This is a genomic window from Microcoleus sp. EPA2 (assembly GCA_020882975.1).
Classification (GTDB): domain Bacteria; phylum Cyanobacteriota; class Cyanobacteriia; order Cyanobacteriales; family Microcoleaceae; genus Microcoleus.
This window is the reverse complement of record JAHRFD010000040.1, coordinates 18,745-37,416: the sequence shown is the minus strand read 5'-3', so window position 1 is coordinate 37,416 and position 18,672 is coordinate 18,745. Positions and strand designations below refer to the sequence as shown.

Sequence of the window (18,672 nt, the reverse complement as noted above, 5' to 3'; positions counted from 1 at the left end):
ATTGGTATCTTGCTTTCATTTTTACTGGCTGTTTACTTGCTCTATTATACCATGACTGACTGATAGAATAAGGACAATTAAAGCCGTCCTATAAGGACGGGGCTTTAGACCCATTTCTTTGGTAAAACATGGCGAGTATGCCGCCAAGCTGCAATCCCCATTACCGCTACTAAACAGCCCAAACTCATCAACACGATCCGCAAACCGAGGTCATCGGAATTTACGGCTTTACCGACAGCATCTGTCAGCGGGCCGGTAATCGCTAAAGGCAGGCTGAGGGCAATATTAATCGCATTGTTCTCGAATCCAAAGACTTTTCCTCTCATTGATTCAGGAGTTTGTTCTTGAATTAACGCTTGCATCGGGCCGTTAATCAGTGAAGCCCCGAAACCGAACAAAGCGCTTAAACTAAATCCCAACCACAACTGTCTGGTAAAGGCAAACATTACCAATACAAAACCCATCATTAAGAAACCAATTAATGGTAAAGGTTTGTGGTACACTCTATCCCCCCAATGTCCCAAAAAGGCTGCGCCAAATACCATGCCTACACCCGCAGCAGCGAGTAAAAAGCCAAATTGAGTTTCTTTGAGACCTATTTTACCCGAAAGGGCGATCGCCAACACCTGAAGTGCAGCAAACACGGAATACAAAATCGTCAACTGTAGCATAGCGTTACTGACAAGGGGATTGCTCTTCAAATAGCGCAAACCTTCTTTAAAATCTTGCCAAGGATGGATGTTTTTGGCACTGCCGCCGGCATGATTTTCTTTGATACGCATCCCATAAATCAAACCGGCCGAGATGATGTATAACCCGCCCAGCAAAAACTCTCGCGAACCTGCTCCGTAGCTGTGTTTGATCCAACTAAACAGCGGTTCGCCGATGGTCATACCGACAATGATGCCACCCATCGTGGATGAGGCGAATAGGGCATTGGCGGACATCAGTCCCTCTCGCCCCACTGCTAGGGGAATGGCGGCTGCTTCTGCGGGAGCAAAAAATTGGGTAACAGTAGAAACCAAAAACGTAATCACCAAAAGCACGACAAAGGCTTTGGGCAAAAACGTCATCGCGACAATCAAGAGGGCGCGAATCACGTTGCACCCAATCAGCATTTGCTTCTTGGAAAAGCGGTCCACGACAATACCTGCTATGGAACCAAAAACGATTGCCGGCACTGTGTAGGCAATCATCACCGCTGACAGCATGGAATTTTCCGAATTGTACCCTGGCGTGTAACCGCCTGTTTTCAGGAGGATAATCAGCAATACATAAAAAATCTTATCTGCCACTTGGGCCAATAACTGCCCAGTCCACAAGGCGAGGAAGGGGCGATTTCGGAACAGGGCATCAAGGCCGTTGCGGTCAGGGGGAGGGCTAGCTGGGTGCATAGGAATAGTTTAACTGACCGCCTAATTATATTTTTCAAGAATATGTGCAAATTTGACATCACAAAATCGAGACTGGGAAAACTCCTGTCTCCTAGGTGCTTTTTCTGTTTTAGCAGATCGCCGTTGAAAAGCTGCGCTCTTTTTCACCTTACTGCGAGTGGCTCAACCTAACCCAGCCTTGAGTAAAATCAAGGAATTTGTCAAAGGTTGGTCTACATTTCAATGGCGTTGGAATATACGGTAGTATATTTTACAAATGCAATGGCGTTGGCAATGATATCAAAAGGTGTCACCCCAATTAAGTAATATAACGAAAGAAGTAAGTGTCAGGAGTGAAAAACTTGAAAAAAGTTGAAGCTATTATTCGTCCCTTTAAACTTGACGAAGTAAAAATCGCCCTTGTCAATGCCGGCATTGTAGGGATGACTGTTTCTGAAGTTAGAGGTTTTGGCCGCCAGAAGGGTATGACTGAACGCTATCGCGGTTCTGAGTACACGGTTGAGTTTTTGCAAAAACTCAAGGTCGAGGTCGTTGTTGAAAACGATCAGGTTGATATGGTGGTTGATAAAATCATCGCTGCTTCTCGCACTGGCGAGATTGGCGACGGCAAGATTTTTGTCTCTCCTGTAGAGCAAATTATCCGTATTCGCACTGGTGAAAAAAACCTAGAGGCAATCTAGGAAATTCGGGAATGGGGAATGGGGAATCGAGAATCGCGAATCGGAATTTGTAGCCGTCTGTCGCCCTCTCGCTATCTCCCTATATCCCTATTCTTTTACTTGACAAGTGTCTCTATTTGTGGTAACAGAGACTGGAATGCTTTGCCACGGTGAGAGTACGATCGCTTGGTATCAGGTGTCATTTCTGCAAACGTCTGTTGCTGTGCGGGGATGTAGAAAATGGGATCGTAGCCGAAACCTCCCGTACCGCGAGGACTTTGCAGAATTTCACCGCGACAAATTCCTTCTACTTGTAGGGCAATTGTACCGTCGGGACGGGCAATGGCGATCGCGCAAACAAATTGGGCTTGTCTGTTGTGTTGGCTTCCTAATTCTTTGAGGAGTCGCTCAATCCTGTCAGCATCTGTTTTCCCGTAGCGCGCCGAATAAATTCCCGGTTGGCCATCCAGTGCATCTACCATTAAACCGGAATCATCTGCGATCGACCATTCTCCAGTTGCTTTGGCGATTTCCGCAGCTTTCAAACAAGCATTAGCGATAAATGTATCGCCAGTTTCTTCTACTTCCAACTCTTCGGGTTTCAGTTGCAATTCCCACCCTAAATCCTGAAGATAAGCTTGCATTTCTTTGAGTTTGCCGGGATTGCTGGTGGCGACAACTAGCAATTTACGATTAGTCATTATTTCTATTAAAACTTACTGGTCAATATTAACAAAAATTTAGCTAAAATGGGCGCAGCCTAAGTTAATGTTTTTATTAACCGCAGAGGACACAGAGGGCACAGAGAATAAGCAGGGAGAAGCAAGTGAAAATAAATCTGGTTTTATTGCTTTTTTTAGATTACGGTGGAGCATTAAAAATTAACTTTTGACAAGGAACAGCAAAAACCTAGGGCTGATTTGGCTGTCCCTTGTCAATTATCAACTGTTTAACCTTTCTGCGCCCAATCTTTCGCCCAATTCAAGTTTTGCATTACTTCTTTCAAAGTCGCAGCTTCTGAATATAACCGCAAAACTGGTTCAGTACCGCTAAACCGAATTAACAGCCAATTTCCGTCAGCTAAACGGAATTTATATCCGTCTACTTTGTTGCAATCTACAACTGCTTTATCGGCGATTTTTGTTAAAGGTTGATTTTCCAACAGCGACACCAAACGCGAACGTTCGTCCATATTTGCTAAGTGCAAGTCGATTCTGTCGTAAGCTGAAGTAAAGCCTGTTTCTTTTTGCAATCTGGCATAGATTTGGCTTAAATCTTCGCCGGATTTGACAACGGCTTCTAACAAATACAGCGCCGACAACAAAGCATCTCTTTCTGGGATGTGCGTACCGTAGCCGATTCCGCCCGATTCTTCGCCGCCGACTAACACTTGGGTGGTCAACATTCGATCGGCTATATACTTGTAACCGATCGGCGTTTCAAATAAGGGCAAGTCGTACAATTTAGCAATTTTGGGGATAATGTCAGAACCGCTGACTGTTTTAATCACTTCCCCAGTAAACCCGCGCCGTTTGGCTAAATGTTCGATTAATATGGGAACTAAGATTTGAGAACTGAGAAAATTGCCGCTAGAGTCAACAGCAGCAATCCGATCGCTATCTCCGTCAAACACAAACCCGATCGACAAACCAGAGCTTTGGCGTTGGTGAGTTCGCATCACCCGAAACAACTGCGAAAGGTAGCGCGGCAAAGGTTCGGGAGCACCCCCTCCAAACAGCGGATCGCGATCGCTATTGACTTCGTGGACTGTTTCTTCTAAAATTTGTGCCAATCCTCCGGCGGCCGCCCCGTGCATGGCATCTACAAACACGGTAATTTTGTTAGAGGCGATCGCCTCTTTAATCCCATCAATATCGACCATTTCCCGCAAGGTTTTGCAGTAAGCAGGCCAAGGATTAAAATTTTCCAATTTTCCGGGAGTTGCTGAAAGTGCCACCGGATTTCCTAACTTTGCTTCTATCTGTTGCGTCACTTCCGGCGAAACTGAACCGCCAAAAGAGCCCTTGACTTTTAACCCTAAATATGCACCGGGATTGTGGCTGGCAGTCAGGACGATCGCGCCCAAAGCATTTAACTGTTTGGCGGCCAAACTAAAAGCCGGAGTAGGAGCGTAAGTATCGGTCAGCAGCACGTCAAATCCTGCGTTCTGGACTGCAACAGCCGCTGTTTTGGCAAAATCTTCCGCCAAAAATCGGCGATCGTGACCGACGATTACGGTACCGCTGCTGGCATCATTGCCGCCGGTTTGTGCGAGAACTTGTGCTGCTAGCGGAGCGACTAACGCTACTCGATCGAATGTAAAATCGTCAGCAATAATGCCGCGCCAGCCATCTGTACCGAATTTAATAGGATTCATTAGTCAAAAGCCATGAGTCACCAATCTATTTTATTAGCTCAACAGGCGATCGTCACTAAAATTTGCCCGCAAATTTTCCAAACAAGCAGTATCCCCCGCAGGACTGAGATCGTATTTTTAAAGCCAGGAGAGTAACTTTCAATACATTTTTGACTCAACTCACTGGCTAAGATGACCTCAATAATTTAATGCCTCTAGGGTTCCGGTTTGGGCGATCGCTCAAATGCTGGTCCGAGAGAGGCAAGTTGGTCGATCGAAAACTCAAAGTTTTTAGTGAAATATCGGCCAGCCGCACGGCGGGATAAAAGCCCGGGAGAAATACACCAATCGGCAAGACTGGGTGTTTTTTCCCGGGCTTTCTGGTTTGGTGATGGCTAAATTCGATCGCTATTGTTTTGCAAACATTGAGGGTGTCCAAATGACTGAAAATCCTTCTGAAAACCCGTTATTTCAAAGCCCAGACTCCAACAACGAACAGACTCCCAGCCAAGCGCAACGCGCCTTAGAACTCGAAGCAAAACTGCCACTGACAGGCTGGCAGCAAGAAGTATCAAAAGGGCTAGAATACGGATTAGAAGCAGCAGAAAGTATTCGCGATCGCACCATTCCCACCTTCAGTCGCGGCGAACTCCCCCACTATGCAGGCATCAACACCTTCATGAAAGCCCCCTATGTCGAAGATGTTCGCAAAGTCGGCGAATACGACGTAGCAATAGTCGGCGTACCCCACGACTCCGGCACCACCTACCGTCCCGGTACCCGCTTCGGCCCCCAAGGAATCCGGCGCATTTCCGCACTCTACACGCCCTACAACTTTGAATTAGGGGTTGATTTGCGCGAACAAATAACCCTATGCGATGTCGGCGATATTTTCACCATTCCAGCTAACAACGAAAAATCCTTCGATCAAATATCAAAAGGTATTGCCCACATCTTTAGTTCCGGCGCATTTCCCATTATATTAGGAGGCGATCATTCAATTGGTTTTCCTACAGTACGCGGCATTTGCCAACACTTAGGCGATAAAAAAGTTGGCATAATTCACTTCGATCGCCACGCCGACACTCAAGAAACCGACCTCGACGAACGGATGCACACTTGCCCTTGGTTTCATGCCACCAACATGAAAAATGCCCCCGCCAAAAACCTAGTACAATTAGGCATAGGAGGCTGGCAAGTTCCCCGCCAAGGCGTGAAAGTTTGCCGCGAACGCGCCACCAATATTCTCACCGTTACCGACATCGTAGAAAAAGGCATTGATGCCGCAGTAGAATTCGCCCTAGAACGCGCACTAGACGGCACCGATTGCGTGTATATCAGCTTTGACATCGATTGCATCGACGCCGGATTTGTCCCCGGTACAGGTTGGCCGGAACCGGGCGGTTTGTTACCGCGCGAAGCCCTAGCTTTACTCGGCAAAATTGTGCAAAGAGCGCCTATTTGCGGTTTGGAAGTAGTCGAAGTTTCCCCACCCTATGATGTCAGCGACATGACTTCATTAATGGCAACTCGCGTCATTTGCGACACCATGGCTCATTTAGTATTGTCCGGTCAATTACCGCGAAAAAAACCCGCCTACATTCATCCAGCCGCCCAACCAGACCTCGTTGAATGGACTTAAACAGTTTGTTATTTGTTAACAGTTAAATGTTATTGGTTATTGGTTAAATGTTGTTTGTTATTGGTTAAATGTTATGGGTTATTTGTTAAGTGTTATTGGTGATTTGTTAAGTGTTATTTTTTAACTCTTGATAAGAGCGAATAACCAATAACCAATAACCAATTACTAATAACCAATAACCAATAACCAATTACTAATAACCAATTACTAATAACCAATAACCCATAACCAATAACCCATAACCACTGACTTCTTCCCGATCGCTCTCCGTTACCTGCGTTACAGAATCCGTTGCCGAACTTCCTTCTCCTATACATTCAAATGTGGCACAAATCATGCACGAAACAGACATGACCAAAGCCTTAATTGTCACAGTCAAAAATTGGTGGAAAGCACAACCAGAACCGCCCAAAATTTCTCACGTTCACCTCACAGTCGGCAAATTCACTTGTGTCGAACCAGTGAGTTTGCAATTTGCCTTTGAAGTCCAAATCTGCGACACCTTTTTAGATGGAGCAGAACTCGTCATTCAAGAAACACCGTTAATCGCATTTTGTCACCACTGCGAGCAAGAATATCAACCGGAAATTGGCATTCAATACGCTTGTCCGACTTGCCATTCACCCATGGAAGATATTCGCTCCGGGCGAGAACTAAAGATCGATCGCATTGAATATTCTTGAAAATCAACCGAAACTCATGCACCAAACCTTTGACGCCGCTTTAGGAATTAACTTGCTCCACGCCAATCAAGCAGGAGCAGACCACAACCGCGCTCATTTTGACGAATGGGGAATTGCTTGTTTCAACGTCATGAGCAGTCCCGGTGCGGGCAAAACAGCCATACTAGAAAGAACGCTAGCAGTCCTCACCGCTGAATACAAAATCGCCGTAATTGAAGGCGACATGACCACGGAACTAGATGCCGATCGCCTCCGCAAATACAATGTCCCAGTAATTGCCATTAACACAGGTCGTTCCTGCCATTTAGACTCAAAAATGGTAGCGGGAGGAATTCACACCTTAGCTCATGAATATAATCCCTCCGAAATCGATTTGGTACTGGTAGAAAACGTCGGCAATCTGGTTTGTCCCGCAGAATTTGAAGTAGGAGAACACCTGAAAATTGCGTTACTGAGCATCACTGAAGGAGAAGACAAACCGCTGAAATATCCGGTGATGTTTCAAGAAGCCGATTGCTTGTTAATTACCAAAATAGATTTAGCACCCTATCTTGATGTTGACGTCGATCGAATTGTCACGAACGTCCGACAAATGAATCCCCACGTCACGATCATTGTGGTTTCCGCAAAAACCGGAGAAGGCTTAGAAGCTTGGTTTGATTGGGTGCGTTCTCAGATCCATCACTTGTCAAAATCTCCACACCAACTCTCAACAGTTGGCGAGAAAGCAGTAGCTTTAGGGTGATTCGCCCGAAACAATCCTATTAAAAAAGAGTGACTATCTTGCAGATATGCACCTGACAAATAATCAGGCGTAAGCTGTAGGGTGCGTCGCCCGAAACAATCCTCAACAACAGTCACTGTTGTCGATGAGCGACGCACCTTACGAATCATCAGGCGTAAAGCTTCAGATTTTGCCACACCAATCGCTATCTTTGTAACAAAGATAGCAGAGTGGTAATTCCTGGATTTGCTAAAAGTATGCAACTACCTTTCAAAAACTATCCCTGCTAAATTCCCACCAGAAACATAAAAAAAACACATTAAATATTTTTCAAAGTAAATGCTATGAAAGTACGATCGCCCTTAACATTCTGCATCGTTTTTATAGTCACATTCGCCCTGGTAGCAGGCTGCGTCAACCCTGCAACCTACATCAAAACAACCACAGAAACCGAGGCCGCCGCCCCATCAGCCGCTGCGGGTTCCCTGCGTCTGGGATTTAGTGCGTGGCCGGGTTGGTTTCCTTGGCAAGTAGCACAAGATGAGGGCATCTTTGCAGCAAACAAACTCTCCGTAGACCTCAAGTGGTTCGATGGATACCTAGAATCGATTAGCACCCTCACAGCAGGACAAATCGATGCCAACAGTCAAACTTTAGGAGATACCGTTAACTCCGTATCCGGCGGTGCAGACCAAGTAATTGTACTCGTCAACGACAACTCCACCGGTAACGATAAAGTTATCGTTCGAGAAGGTATTAATTCAATTGCGGATCTCAAAGGTAAAAAAGTAGCTGCGGAAGAAGGGACTGTCGATCACTTTCTGCTGCTATTAGGGATGAAAAAAGCAGGCTTATCCCCGCAAGACATTCAGTTTGTACCTCTAGAAACAGGCAAAGCAGCAGCAGCTTTTGTCGGAGGACAAGTCGATGCTACAGCAGTGTTTGCCCCTTTCACAACTCAAGCACTAAAGCGTGTCGGTAGTAAGGAATTATTCAGTTCCAAAGACTTTCCGGGTGCGATTTCAGACCATCTAGTATTTACGCGCAAATTTGTCGAGGAAAATCCCGATCGCGTACAGGCATTAGTTGATTCGTGGTTTGCCACCTTGGACTACATGAAGGCTAATCCCGACAAAGCTTATCAAATTATGTCGAAACGAGCGGGGGTTTCTGTTAGCGAATACCAAGAGTACGCCGATGGCACTCGGATTTTTACTATCGAGGAAAACTTAACAGCTTTCCAACAGGGCAGGGATTATACTTCCTTGCAGTTTGCTGCGCGAGAAATGAGCAAATTCCTCACCGAAGTTGGTTTGGCAAAAACCGAATTAGACACCAGCAAGTTATTTGACGATCGCTTCGTTAAAGCCTACGCCGAAAAAGTTAAAAAAACCTAGTTAAATTCTCTACTGAATTTTCAATGTCCAATGCCAAATTCCCAATTTAATCCATCGCATTTGTACAAATTATTAACAGCAAATTACCGAACATGAACCCAAACCCCGGATCGATTCAAGACTTCACGCGATCTAAACAGCTAAATCCCACTGTTTTCTGGCGACTCGCTGAAGACATTCCCAAACCTCTGAATACCGGATTGATTGTTACCTCCATCGCCCTTCCCTTGCTGCTGTGGTGGCTGGTGACAACTTTTGGCAACATAGACCCGAAATTTTTGCCTTCGCCCGGTAAAGTTCTCGAAGCATTTGGCCACCTGTGGAGCACTCGCGAACTCCTCAAAGATACCGTCGCCAGTCTGTGGCGAGTCGGTGTCGGCTTTCTGTTGGCCGCCTCTCTTTCGATTCCCATTGGCGTGTTGATGGGCAGTTTTGCCAGCATTCGGGCTTTGCTGGAACCGCTGTTTGGGTTGATGCGCTATATGCCTGCACCCGCTTTTATTCCGCTACTCATTCTGTATTTGGGGATTGCAGAGGAACCGAAAATTACGCTGATTTTTATCGGAGTATTTTTCTTTAATTCATTGATGGTAATGGATACAGTAAAATTCGTTTCCAAAGATTTGATTGAAGCGACTTATATGTTAGGCGGAACGCGCCAACAAGCTCTGTTTCAAGTAATATTTCCGCACGTTTTGCCGGGAATTATTGATGCTTGTCGTATCAATTTGGCGGCGGCTTGGCAGTTAGTAATTGTCTCGGAATTGATTGCAGCTACAGAAGGATTGGGCCGCCGGATTAGTGTAGCTGGCAGATTTTTAAGGACTGATGAAATCTTTGTCGGGCTGATCGTTATAGGGGCGATCGGATTAGCATTTGATTTGTTGTTTCAGTATTTCCTGCGAGTATCCTGCAAGTGGGCGCTCCAAAAGCGATAATAGCGTTCTTCACATCGATATTCTTCCTTCTTCTTTCTACTTAATTGCACCATCTGTTCTGAATTTAGGAGATTTAACTTATGTATTTGGAAGTCAACCGCCTTAACAAACAATTCGGCACTAAAAATGGCAATTTAGTGGTACTAAAAGACATTAACATGACGATCGAGCAAGGTGAATTTATCTGCGCGGTAGGGGCCTCTGGGTCGGGAAAATCTACGCTGCTGCGACAGATTGCGGGACTCGATCGCCCTACATCGGGAGAAGTCAGGATTGACGGAGTACCGATAACTGGGCCCGGGCCCGATCGGGGCATGGTTTTTCAGCACTATACGCTTTATCCTTGGATGAGCGTACAAGAAAATGCGGAGTTTGGACTCAAGCTGCAAAACGTGCCTCACAAGGTGCGGCGCGAACAAGCTAGCTATTATCTGAGTATCGTGGGGCTGTCTGAGTTCGCCAACTCTCTGCCTTCGGAGTTGTCTGGAGGGATGAAACAGCGGGTGGCGATCGCCCGCGCTTTGGCTTTGGAACCGAAAGTGCTGTTGATGGATGAACCTTTTGGCGCTTTAGATGTCCACACCAAGGAGTCGATGCACGAATTTATGCTAGACCTTTGGCGGCGCACTAACATTACTGTATTCATGATTACTCACGATGTCGAAGAAGCCGTGTTTCTCGCTAACCGCATTTACGCCCTCGGTGCTCGTCCTGGGACTGTCAGAAAGGTAATCACGATCGACCTACCCGATCGCAGTCAAACTGTGAAACGAAACTCTATTTTTCACGACTACCGAGACGAGCTCATGGAACTGTTGCGGAGACACGGACAAGAGGCGATCGCAGCAGCAGCTTGACCGCCAAATGCCACCACCTCTATTTTCAGCCGCCACTAAATTCATCACAGATGACTGATGACAATGATATAATGTCCGCTCAGTTATCTGTAATAAAAACGGTTTGTAGTGAGGTTGTTCGATCCCACCTGATATCATCAGTCAATAAATTAATCACTAATGACTGCTCACTGATGAAATCGGACTACTGACTACTGACTAAAAGAATGCCGGTTGATGGCGAATCAAATTCAAGAATTCTTCACGAGTTTTCTGTTCGTCTTGGAATATGCCCAACATCGCACTGGTTACTGTCCAAGCACCGGGTTTTTGTACTCCGCGCATAGTCATACACATATGACTAGCTTCCATCACCACAGCTACTCCCCTCGGTTCCAATATGGTTTGAACCGCTTCGGCAACTTGGCGAGTCAAACGTTCCTGTACCTGTAACCGTCGGCTGTACATCTCGACAATGCGGGCTAATTTGCTCAACCCGACTACCTTTTGGTTGGGGATGTAAGCGACATGAATTCGTCCCATAAACGGTAGCATATGGTGTTCGCACATACTGAAGACGCTGATGTCTCGGACTAACACCATCTCATTGTGACCTTCGTCAAAGATAGCGCCGTTGAGCAGTTCTTCTAGGGATTGACTGTAGCCACTGGTGAGAAACCGCATAGCTTCTGCTACCCGCTTCGGGGTTTTGAGCAATCCTTCCCGTTCGGGGTTTTCTCCGATTCCTAGCAGCATCGTCCGCACTGCTTCCATCATTTCCTCCTGACCTACTTCTGAAGATATGGGAACATTGGATTCTTGACCGTTGGAGGAATTGCGGTCTGGTCGAGTGGTGATGCGAGGTAAATTATTGTCTGGGATTTCTGAAAGTTTCATGCTGTCAGTCAACAGGGTGTTTGAGCCAGTGGAACCGTTGTTCGATGCAATTGTCATAAAAAATTGGTGTCAGGGTAGATGGATTTTTGATTTGGGATTTGCGATTGGAGGATATAGCTAGAGATTCAAAGATTGTTGAATTCCGAGAAAAACTCAGCAGTCTCAAATCTCCTGTTCACAAAACTCCAGCGTTGGACATGAGGGTGATTTCTTCAATTACGGCGCCATCGGGTAACTGAACTGCGTGCAGAATAGATTCGGCGACGATTTCTGGAGTTAACATGGCTGTGCGATCGAAGTCGGCTTGGACTGTTGCTGTGTCCCACATGGGAGTGTTGACAGAACCTGGACAGATTGCTGTTACACGAATTCCGCCAGCCCGTTCTTCTGTGGCTACAGCCTTAGACAAAGCCATGAGACCGAATTTGCTGACGCAATATAGTCCCCAATTCGGAAAGACTTGGCTGCCAGCGATGGAGGAAACGTTGATGATGATTCCTGATTTTCGATCGCGCATGGACGGCAAAATTCCTTGAATGCACTGCCAGACGCTAGTTAAATTCAGGTCTAAAACTCTCTGCCAGTCGGCTAGAGGCGTTTCTGTCAAGGGGCTTGTATACCCCATGCCAGCACTGTTGACCAGGATATCTACTGGTCCAAATTGAGCTGCGATCGCACTGATGCTACTTTGCACTTGGTCAATTTTTGACAAGTCTAAGGGATAAGCTTCTGCTTTCACTCCGACTTCTCTAGCTGCGGCGGCAACGGCTTCTAAGTTTTCTGACCCTCGACTAACTAAAGCCAGGTTTATGCCGGCTTTGGCAAATGCTAGAGCCGTGGCTTTGCCAATACCGCTGCTTGCTCCGGTAATCAGAGCCTGCTTTGTTGTCGGATAGTTCATAGAAAAACTCGGTATGGGGGAAACTCAGTCGATCGAATATCCCATGGGAACAGTTATTTCTGAGATTAACATTAAGAAATGTTAAGCCGATGTCACATCAAAAATTATAACACTGCTGGCAGATTCGCAGAATTATCGATCGGTATTGAGAAGATGAGTTTTCAGTTAAAAATTGCTGAACTGATTCGTGGGAATCGATCGGCTCAAGCAGAAATTTCTGTGAATACGCCGATGTGGCGGAATTTTTGATACCGCAGTTCCCGGCGCTGCTGGCTCGAAAGCTGACTCAGTTCTGCTAAATTTTCCAACAATGCTCGTTTCAGTATCGACGCAGCCTTGAGGGGGTTAGAGTGAGCGCCACCAATGGGTTCTGGTACTATTTGATCCAGAACGCCGAGGTTTTTCAAATCCCAAGAAGTAATTTTCAGAGCTTCAGCGGCCAAGTTAGCTTTCCCAGCGTCTTTCCAGAGGATCGCGGCGCAAGCTTCGGGGGTAGCAACGGTATAGACGGAATGCTCTAGCATCAACAATCGCTCGCCGACGCCTATGCCCAAAGCACCACCCGAACCGCCTTCCCCGATGACGGTACAGATGATGGGAACATCGAGGCGAAACATTTCTCGGAGGTTACAGGCGATCGCCTCTCCTTGTCCAAACTGTTCGGCTTCTAAGCCAGCCCAAGCCCCTGGAGTGTCAATAAAGGTGAAAATTGGCATGGAGAAGCGATCGGCGTGTTCCATCAATCGTAGGGCTTTGCGGTAGCCACCCGGAGCCGCCATACCGAAGTTGCGGGCAATATTATCTTTGGTGTCTCGACCTTTTTGGTGGCCGATGATGACCGTGGGACGCCCATCAATGCGGGCAATGCCACCCACCATGGCCGGGTCGTCGCCGCCCCGTCGATCGCCGTGAAGCTCAATCCACTCGTCGCTAATTGCCTGAACGTAATCGAGGGTACTGGGGCGACGGGGGTGACGGGCTAGTTGCAACCGTTGCATGGGGGAGAGGCTGCTAAAAATCTCTTGCCGCAGTTGGTCTGTTCGAGCTTCCAGTTTCCGAATTTCCTCGGACGTTTCTTCGGAAACATCCACACCGTTTTCGGCTGCAAGTTGGCGAATCTCGTGAATTCGGGCTTCAAGTTTTGCCAGGGGCTTTTCAAAATCTAAGAGTAGTGGTTTCCGGTCTGGGTTTGGCACGCTGAGAGTTTCTATAAAGTTTTGTAAGTTTGAGTCGATCGACTCTTTGGAGATCCTACCGTGTTAGGTGTTGCTCCAAAAGAGGGCCCGGTTGAAGTTGTCACTATTTTTTCGGTCTTAACTTGTTGCACTTCTTCAGAAACGATTAGATGATACTCGCCATAGGCGAGAGTTAGCCTACCGTCGCTGAAATTTGCAGGCAACGATTCTGTTAGCTCGCACTTGCCCAGCGCCCCTATGCCATCCCACAGCCACCAAAGACCAAATCCTGCTGAACTTTTCGGAAGTGCCAACAGCGACACCATCGCCATCGATCTCACACCTGCGGAAGCTGTGACAGCCGTTTCAGTATTAGCTGTGGTTGCTGACGGTGAAATTTCCGAAGCCGAAAAACAAACTCTCGCCGCCAACCATATCCGCTTATTCAGTTCTTATTCTAGCGAATACCCTTAATCCTCAGCTTCGAGCCACAGCTTTTGCGATCGCCACAGATTTGGTATTGGTAGATGGAATATTCACTCAAGAGGAACAGGATTTCTTAGTTGAACTTGCCGCCGCTTTGGAAATTTCCGACGAACTTGGCAACAAGATTATGGAAGTTATGACTATCAAAAACTGTGCTCAAAGCTTCTTGTAACAATTAACAGTTAACAGTTCATTGTTAACTGTTAACTGTTAATTTTCAAAATCAGAAGGACATCAAAGGTCTAAAACCGTGTTTGACAGAAATCTCACCAATTTGCTCCATCTTTTCCACAGTAATTTGATTGCGTCCCCAAGAAAAATTGGTGTACAACTTTTCAAATTCCAGCAGCATGGATTCAGCGAAACAGGCAAACAACTGTCTTCCCGGTACATCCATGTTGACAATCTTCATGATTTTCCACTCAATATCGAGGGAATGTTCCACAATGCCGCCATTGAGGACATAAATTTCGGGATGCTGAATCTGAGTTCCCAAATTTTTGGGATAGCCCCCATCAATTAGCAAACAAGGTTGCTTCAATGTAGAGGGATCGATTTCTACTCCCTTCGGCATACTCGCTACCCAGACGACAATATCAGCCTGGGGTAGCGCCTCTTCCAAACCCATAATTTTGCCTCGCCCTAATTCTGTCTGCAAGTCTTGCAAACGTTCCTTGTCGCGGGCAATTAGCAACAATTCTGCTACATTGGTTTTAACGTTGAGCCAGCGACACACGGCACTGCCAATATCCCCAGTAGCACCGCAAACCGCCACAGTAGCCTTGGACAGTTCAATCCCCAATTTGGGGGCTGCTTGTTCTACTTGGCGACAGAGGATGTAAGCAGTGTGAGTATTACCTGTGGTGAATCGCTCAAACTCCAACTTGAGATTGCGAATTTGCTTAATTTGCTGCAAGTTGAAGGTTTCAAAAATGATCGATGAAAACCCACCTAAAGCCGTGATATTAATCCCGTTTTTTTGAGCGTGTGCCATCGCGTTAATGATTTTGCGGGTGGCTGCTTTAATCCGGCGAGTGGCTAGCATTTCTGGCAGAAAACAGGACTCCACATAGCGACCTTCTATTTTTTGCCCAGTGATGCTGGTCACGGTTATATTATCGACTATTTGGGGCGGTGCGCTGCACCAAAAATCAAGACCTTGATCGGCATATTCTGGATAGCCCAGCTCGTTAGCTACCGATTGGGCGTGTTCTAAGCTGGTTAAGTGACCGATTAAACCAAACATTCAGTTGTCAGATTAAGGAAAAAGGAAAAAGGAAAAAGGAAGAAGGAAGAAGGAAGAAGGAAGAAGGGAAAATTAAAAAATTTTAATTTTTAATTTTTATCTGATTCCTCATGTTCCCATTAATTAGGTTACAAACCATTGTGATGGATGAAGAATGGAGAAGGAAAAATTAATTTTTTTAAATTTTTCCTTTTCCCTTCCTGATTTTATACTTGATTAGGCGACCAGACCTTGTGCTGACATTCGCATGATGTCACGGTTGTTAAAGCCAATATTTTTAAGGGCTTCACCGTAGGCAATCATAAAGTCTTCAATTAAAGCATCTTTTTCCATTCCCAACACTTGAGCGTCATCGGCGACTTTGTTTAGTAGTTTCCAGATGATGGGCAAGTTTTGGCGGTTGGCTGCTTCGAGTTCAGCTTTGGATTCTTCAAAGTGAGCTTGCAGCCACACTTCCCCAAAGTTGAGGTGGGTGTATTCTTCTTTGACTACGCCTTCAGTGATTTTGCGTGCAAAGTCGTCAGCGACGGGAATGTAAATATTGTAGGCTGCGATCGCGAAGCATTCGATAATCAGGGATTGAATCAGCAAGCAAGTTACAACCTTACCTTCGGCAGATGCCTTTTGGAAATTCCCGTGCAGTTCTGAAAAGAACTCCTTGGCAAATACCATGTCCGGCGTGACTTTGAGATTCCGGCCACAAGCTTGGAAGCCTTTCATATGGCGGTTCTCCATCTTGGACAAACCAATTAACTCTTCCTTTTTGTCAGCCAACATTTGGGCCAGTGTCAAGTAATTGTCGTGAGCTTCTTGTTCGCCTTCAATCACAATCGCGTTGATTCGGCTGTAAGCATCTTTGTAAGTTTCGGTTTGAAAGTCAATTGCTGGGATGGCCTCAAGCTGTGGCATATGATATGTAGTCTCCTGAATAACCTGTAGGATGTTTGGACACCCCTTTAAAATTTGGGGTCAGTGACAGTACACTTTACCTATTTTCGACTAAAAATTCGCGGTTGTGTGGGAATCTGGGAGGAGATCGGGTTTGAGAGCCTCACAAGGTTATTATTTTAGATTAATTCACAAGTTTATGGGCAAATCTTTTGACAGGTCTAGGGCACTGGAACTGCTGAGTTTTATTTTGTTGCTAGTGGGGGCCGCACTGGTGCTGTTGCCTCTAGCTGCTGTATTTTTGGTTTCTTTATCACCATCTGGTGTCGGTGTCAAGGTCACGGGCTGGACTTTTGCGAACTATCAGGAGGCTTGGCGACGCGGTAATTTTTTGTTGGCATTTCTTAATTCTACTCTAGTGGCGATCGCAGTAACTGGTTTTCAGGTAGTAACTTCGGCTTTAGCCGGCTATGCCTTGGCCAGGCTGAAGTTTCGAGGGCGACAAGCCCTAGTGTTGGTGGTTTTGGCAACCCTGGTAATTCCCTTTCAGCTTTTGGTGATTCCCATTTTCTTGGTTTTGAAGTGGGGCCACTTGCTCAATACCTACGGGGCGCTAATCTTACCCACGGCTGCTAATGGTTTTGGGATTTTTCTCCTACGTCAATATTTCCTGACAATTCCTGTGGAGTTGGAAGAGGCCGCCATGCTGGATGGGGCAAACCGCTGGCAGGTTTTGTGGCAAGTGATGTTACCTTTGGCCCGCCCTGCATTGGTGACGCTGTTTTTGTTTACGTTTATCGGCGAGTGGAACGATTTGTTTAAGCCCCTGGTGTTTACCACGCGCCCAGAGTTGCGAACCGTACAGTTGGCTTTGGCTGAGTTTCAGGAACAGTTTACTAGCAGTTGGCCCTTGTTGATGGCCGCGGTGGTAATTGGGACTGTGCCTGTTGTGTTACTGTTTTTGGTCGGTCAACGGCAGTTTATGCGGGGTATTGCGACGACGGGGATTAAGAATTAAGTTTGAGGCTTTCGGGCCTGTTCCACAATCAGATTGAGTCTTTGTGGAACAGGTCGGAGAGCCTGTTGCTGAAATGGTGCGCCGATAATATTGGAAAGTGGATTTATTCGCTAATAATTTGCAAACGAATAGAGCGTTCTCCATCTCCGAAATCTACTTCGATCTTCTCTCCCGAAAGAGTATCTAAACATCCTAGAAGTAATCGTAAATTCGGTGTACTGGCTCCTGTATCGACATACAATCTATCTGTTAAACTGCCTAAACGTTTCCAAATTGTGTATAGTTTGATTACTGTTTGTTCTAGTTGCGCTGCTTGTTTTACAACGTCAGCCGTGGTTCCCAAACAGCCTACTCGTAAGGATTCTTCTAAGGCCATTTCCATATCTAAATGAGACTGATTGAGAGCCTGGACTTGGGCCGCGGAATCGAGATATTTAGATAAATTCTTGGCATCGGAAGTTAGTTGTTTGACTGTATCTACGTCGGGATTTTCTGCTACTTCTTTTTGAATTTCAATTTGGTGAGATGGAGATAGTTTCTCCATTTCTTTGACTAAGGGGGCTAGGTAGCGAGAAGGTAGGGAACCTGTGGATGCTTTTTCTTTGACTTCTTCTGGGAGTAAGTCGGAGTTCAAAGCCATCCATTCGTCGGAGAGTTGTTTAACTTCGCGCCTGGTAATACGATCGCCTTTTCCGGCCGCATCTGTTACCATTAGCTGTACTTCAGGAGATGCTTTGGCGGTTTCTACAAAGGCTCTTTTGCTGAAGTTTCTAATGGAATCGGGGTCTAAATCTCCTTGCTCGATCAAGGTATCGGCACTCTTAGCTAATTCTATGAGAGAATAGGCTTGACTTTTGCCTATTTCTCGTTCTTTTAGCCAGTTCAAAAAGCCGGTACCCCGTCCATCGCCGCCTTTTTTTTCTCTGTCTCTGACTGTTCGGAGAATGCGTCCCCGCCAGATATCTGTTTGTAAGTCAAAGCGATCGCACACTTTCCAGGCATTGTCAACCTGATTGTCAAAATCGAAGTCTGGTATTTGTTCGTCTTCGGGATCGGGTAATTGAAAATTGATATCCGTAAAGCCTTTGAGGGCTTCTGCAAGTTCTGCGGGATTTTGGGGGACTTCAGCCATTAGGAAAAAATTGTGTAGAGCAACAGCCGGTTTGATTTGGAACTTACACGGGTTGACAGTTGAAACTCTATATGTAGCGGTAACGCGGGGAATGCCCACTCTACTAATAGAGTTTGTGTGCAAGTGCTATCATTATTGCACGATCGGGATGTTTCAAGACAATTTACCGGATGGCGAAGCCAAAAGGCCCAATTCCCAATTCCCAATTCCCAATTCCCAATTCCCCATTCCCAATTCCCCATTCCCAATTCCCCATTCCCAATTCCCCATTCCCAATTCCCCATTCCCAATTTCCCATTT

At 46.2% G+C, this 18,672-nt stretch carries 21 protein-coding genes and 1 riboswitch; of the genes, 10 read left to right on the top strand and 11 right to left on the bottom strand.

Annotation, left to right across the window (positions count from 1 at the left end; translation table 11 throughout):
- Nucleotides 1-104: 104 nt before the first annotated feature.
- Nucleotides 105-1,394, bottom strand: coding sequence for an MFS transporter (locus AAFP14_RS23930; RefSeq protein WP_341734686.1), 1,290 nt, complete (start codon nt 1,392-1,394; stop codon nt 105-107).
- A gap of 341 nt (nt 1,395-1,735) precedes the next feature.
- Between AAFP14_RS23930 and AAFP14_RS23925 the strand changes: the two genes are divergently transcribed.
- The gene (locus AAFP14_RS23925; RefSeq protein WP_341734688.1) at nt 1,736-2,074 is read left to right on the top strand and encodes a P-II family nitrogen regulator; all 339 of its coding nucleotides are present in this window, start codon (nt 1,736-1,738) and stop codon (nt 2,072-2,074) included.
- A 95-nt stretch (nt 2,075-2,169) separates the two neighbouring features.
- Here AAFP14_RS23925 and rdgB read toward each other — a convergent pair whose 3' ends face one another.
- Together rdgB and AAFP14_RS23915 are read right to left on the bottom strand one after the other, a co-directional pair.
- On the bottom strand, nt 2,170-2,754 hold the full coding sequence (gene rdgB / locus AAFP14_RS23920) for an RdgB/HAM1 family non-canonical purine NTP pyrophosphatase (protein ID WP_341734685.1): 585 nt from the start codon (nt 2,752-2,754) through the stop codon (nt 2,170-2,172).
- A 248-nt stretch (nt 2,755-3,002) separates the two neighbouring features.
- Nucleotides 3,003-4,430 (bottom strand): phosphoglucomutase/phosphomannomutase family protein, encoded by a 1,428-nt coding sequence (locus AAFP14_RS23915; RefSeq protein ID WP_341734684.1) that lies wholly within the window; start codon nt 4,428-4,430, stop codon nt 3,003-3,005.
- A gap of 183 nt (nt 4,431-4,613) precedes the next feature.
- A riboswitch (guanidine-I (ykkC/yxkD leader) is annotated at nt 4,614-4,748 on the top strand.
- A gap of 100 nt (nt 4,749-4,848) precedes the next feature.
- Here AAFP14_RS23915 and AAFP14_RS23910 point away from each other — a divergent pair.
- On the top strand, nt 4,849-6,051 hold the full coding sequence (locus AAFP14_RS23910; protein WP_341734683.1) for an agmatinase family protein: 1,203 nt from the start codon (nt 4,849-4,851) through the stop codon (nt 6,049-6,051).
- Nucleotides 6,052-6,244: 193 nt separating this feature from the next.
- Here the strand turns inward: AAFP14_RS23910 and AAFP14_RS23905 are convergent, their stop codons facing one another.
- Entirely contained in the window at nt 6,245-6,388 is a 144-nt protein-coding gene (locus AAFP14_RS23905; protein WP_341734689.1) for a hypothetical protein, read from the bottom strand.
- Between AAFP14_RS23905 and hypA the strand changes: the two genes are divergently transcribed.
- The 5 genes from hypA (at nt 6,387) to AAFP14_RS23880 (ending at nt 10,650) form a co-directional block, all read left to right on the top strand.
- Nucleotides 6,387-6,734, top strand: coding sequence for a hydrogenase maturation nickel metallochaperone HypA (gene hypA, locus AAFP14_RS23900; protein WP_341734682.1), 348 nt, complete (start codon nt 6,387-6,389; stop codon nt 6,732-6,734). The genes AAFP14_RS23905 and hypA overlap by 2 nt on opposite strands.
- A gap of 16 nt (nt 6,735-6,750) precedes the next feature.
- The gene (gene hypB / locus AAFP14_RS23895; RefSeq protein WP_341734681.1) at nt 6,751-7,479 is read left to right on the top strand and encodes a hydrogenase nickel incorporation protein HypB; all 729 of its coding nucleotides are present in this window, start codon (nt 6,751-6,753) and stop codon (nt 7,477-7,479) included.
- A 323-nt stretch (nt 7,480-7,802) separates the two neighbouring features.
- Nucleotides 7,803-8,855 carry an ABC transporter substrate-binding protein gene (locus AAFP14_RS23890; RefSeq protein WP_341734680.1) on the top strand — a complete coding sequence of 351 codons (1,053 nt, stop codon included), beginning with the start codon at nt 7,803-7,805 and terminating at the stop codon, nt 8,853-8,855.
- 92 nt (nt 8,856-8,947) lie between these two features.
- A complete protein-coding gene (locus tag AAFP14_RS23885; RefSeq protein ID WP_341734679.1) occupies nt 8,948-9,793 on the top strand; it encodes an ABC transporter permease in 846 nt (281 codons plus the stop codon).
- Between the two features lie 80 nt (nt 9,794-9,873).
- Nucleotides 9,874-10,650, top strand: a complete 777-nt coding sequence (locus AAFP14_RS23880) for an ABC transporter ATP-binding protein (protein WP_341734678.1) — start codon at nt 9,874-9,876, stop codon at nt 10,648-10,650.
- A 198-nt stretch (nt 10,651-10,848) separates the two neighbouring features.
- On the opposite strand, the gene folE is transcribed toward AAFP14_RS23880, so the two are convergent.
- From folE to accA, 3 genes are all read right to left on the bottom strand, one after another.
- On the bottom strand, nt 10,849-11,583 hold the full coding sequence (gene folE, locus AAFP14_RS23875; protein ID WP_341734677.1) for a GTP cyclohydrolase I FolE: 735 nt from the start codon (nt 11,581-11,583) through the stop codon (nt 10,849-10,851).
- Nucleotides 11,584-11,701: 118 nt separating this feature from the next.
- Nucleotides 11,702-12,427 (bottom strand): SDR family oxidoreductase, encoded by a 726-nt coding sequence (locus AAFP14_RS23870; protein WP_341734676.1) that lies wholly within the window; start codon nt 12,425-12,427, stop codon nt 11,702-11,704.
- A 203-nt stretch (nt 12,428-12,630) separates the two neighbouring features.
- Nucleotides 12,631-13,623: an acetyl-CoA carboxylase carboxyl transferase subunit alpha gene (accA, locus tag AAFP14_RS23865; protein ID WP_341734675.1), complete on the bottom strand. Its 993-nt coding sequence runs from the start codon at nt 13,621-13,623 to the stop codon at nt 12,631-12,633.
- A gap of 237 nt (nt 13,624-13,860) precedes the next feature.
- Between accA and AAFP14_RS23860 the strand changes: the two genes are divergently transcribed.
- Entirely contained in the window at nt 13,861-14,076 is a 216-nt protein-coding gene (locus AAFP14_RS23860; protein WP_341734674.1) for a tellurite resistance TerB family protein, read from the top strand.
- Nucleotides 14,077-14,122: 46 nt separating this feature from the next.
- Nucleotides 14,123-14,260: a hypothetical protein gene (locus tag AAFP14_RS23855; RefSeq protein ID WP_341734673.1), complete on the top strand. Its 138-nt coding sequence runs from the start codon at nt 14,123-14,125 to the stop codon at nt 14,258-14,260.
- A 51-nt stretch (nt 14,261-14,311) separates the two neighbouring features.
- Here AAFP14_RS23855 and AAFP14_RS23850 read toward each other — a convergent pair whose 3' ends face one another.
- The gene (locus AAFP14_RS23850; RefSeq protein ID WP_340518612.1) at nt 14,312-15,334 is read right to left on the bottom strand and encodes a long-chain acyl-[acyl-carrier-protein] reductase; all 1,023 of its coding nucleotides are present in this window, start codon (nt 15,332-15,334) and stop codon (nt 14,312-14,314) included.
- 216 nt (nt 15,335-15,550) lie between these two features.
- Entirely contained in the window at nt 15,551-16,243 is a 693-nt protein-coding gene (locus AAFP14_RS23845) for an aldehyde oxygenase (deformylating) (RefSeq protein WP_341734672.1), read from the bottom strand.
- A gap of 178 nt (nt 16,244-16,421) precedes the next feature.
- Here AAFP14_RS23845 and AAFP14_RS23840 point away from each other — a divergent pair, with 178 nt between their 5' ends.
- Nucleotides 16,422-17,240 carry a carbohydrate ABC transporter permease gene (locus tag AAFP14_RS23840; RefSeq protein WP_341734671.1) on the top strand — a complete coding sequence of 273 codons (819 nt, stop codon included), beginning with the start codon at nt 16,422-16,424 and terminating at the stop codon, nt 17,238-17,240.
- Between the two features lie 103 nt (nt 17,241-17,343).
- Here AAFP14_RS23840 and AAFP14_RS23835 read toward each other — a convergent pair whose 3' ends face one another.
- Nucleotides 17,344-18,372, bottom strand: a complete 1,029-nt coding sequence (locus tag AAFP14_RS23835; protein ID WP_341734670.1) for a hypothetical protein — start codon at nt 18,370-18,372, stop codon at nt 17,344-17,346.
- Between the two features lie 163 nt (nt 18,373-18,535).
- The gene (locus tag AAFP14_RS23830) at nt 18,536-18,670 is read right to left on the bottom strand and encodes a hypothetical protein (protein WP_341734669.1); all 135 of its coding nucleotides are present in this window, start codon (nt 18,668-18,670) and stop codon (nt 18,536-18,538) included.
- Between the last annotated feature and the right edge of the window lie 2 nt (nt 18,671-18,672).

What these genes read in the sequence shown, in the direction of transcription:
- hypA (WP_341734682.1), top strand. Translation starts at nt 6,387, where the DNA reads ATGCACGAAACAGACATGACCAAAGCCTTAATTGTCACAGTCAAAAAT.
- rdgB (WP_341734685.1), bottom strand. Translation starts at nt 2,754, where the DNA reads ATGACTAATCGTAAATTGCTAGTTGTCGCCACCAGCAATCCCGGCAAA.
- AAFP14_RS23850 (WP_340518612.1), bottom strand. Translation starts at nt 15,334, where the DNA reads ATGTTTGGTTTAATCGGTCACTTAACCAGCTTAGAACACGCCCAATCG.
- hypB (WP_341734681.1), top strand. Translation starts at nt 6,751, where the DNA reads ATGCACCAAACCTTTGACGCCGCTTTAGGAATTAACTTGCTCCACGCC.
- folE (WP_341734677.1), bottom strand. Translation starts at nt 11,583, where the DNA reads ATGACAATTGCATCGAACAACGGTTCCACTGGCTCAAACACCCTGTTG.
- AAFP14_RS23870 (WP_341734676.1), bottom strand. Translation starts at nt 12,427, where the DNA reads ATGAACTATCCGACAACAAAGCAGGCTCTGATTACCGGAGCAAGCAGC.
- AAFP14_RS23835 (WP_341734670.1), bottom strand. Translation starts at nt 18,372, where the DNA reads ATGGCTGAAGTCCCCCAAAATCCCGCAGAACTTGCAGAAGCCCTCAAA.
- AAFP14_RS23845 (WP_341734672.1), bottom strand. Translation starts at nt 16,243, where the DNA reads ATGCCACAGCTTGAGGCCATCCCAGCAATTGACTTTCAAACCGAAACT.
- AAFP14_RS23930 (WP_341734686.1), bottom strand. Translation starts at nt 1,394, where the DNA reads ATGCACCCAGCTAGCCCTCCCCCTGACCGCAACGGCCTTGATGCCCTG.
- AAFP14_RS23885 (WP_341734679.1), top strand. Translation starts at nt 8,948, where the DNA reads ATGAACCCAAACCCCGGATCGATTCAAGACTTCACGCGATCTAAACAG.
- AAFP14_RS23830 (WP_341734669.1), bottom strand. Translation starts at nt 18,670, where the DNA reads ATGGGAAATTGGGAATGGGGAATTGGGAATGGGGAATTGGGAATGGGG.
- AAFP14_RS23880 (WP_341734678.1), top strand. Translation starts at nt 9,874, where the DNA reads ATGTATTTGGAAGTCAACCGCCTTAACAAACAATTCGGCACTAAAAAT.
- AAFP14_RS23910 (WP_341734683.1), top strand. Translation starts at nt 4,849, where the DNA reads ATGACTGAAAATCCTTCTGAAAACCCGTTATTTCAAAGCCCAGACTCC.
- AAFP14_RS23915 (WP_341734684.1), bottom strand. Translation starts at nt 4,430, where the DNA reads ATGAATCCTATTAAATTCGGTACAGATGGCTGGCGCGGCATTATTGCT.
- AAFP14_RS23840 (WP_341734671.1), top strand. Translation starts at nt 16,422, where the DNA reads ATGGGCAAATCTTTTGACAGGTCTAGGGCACTGGAACTGCTGAGTTTT.
- AAFP14_RS23860 (WP_341734674.1), top strand. Translation starts at nt 13,861, where the DNA reads ATGCCATCCCACAGCCACCAAAGACCAAATCCTGCTGAACTTTTCGGA.
- AAFP14_RS23905 (WP_341734689.1), bottom strand. Translation starts at nt 6,388, where the DNA reads ATGATTTGTGCCACATTTGAATGTATAGGAGAAGGAAGTTCGGCAACG.
- AAFP14_RS23890 (WP_341734680.1), top strand. Translation starts at nt 7,803, where the DNA reads ATGAAAGTACGATCGCCCTTAACATTCTGCATCGTTTTTATAGTCACA.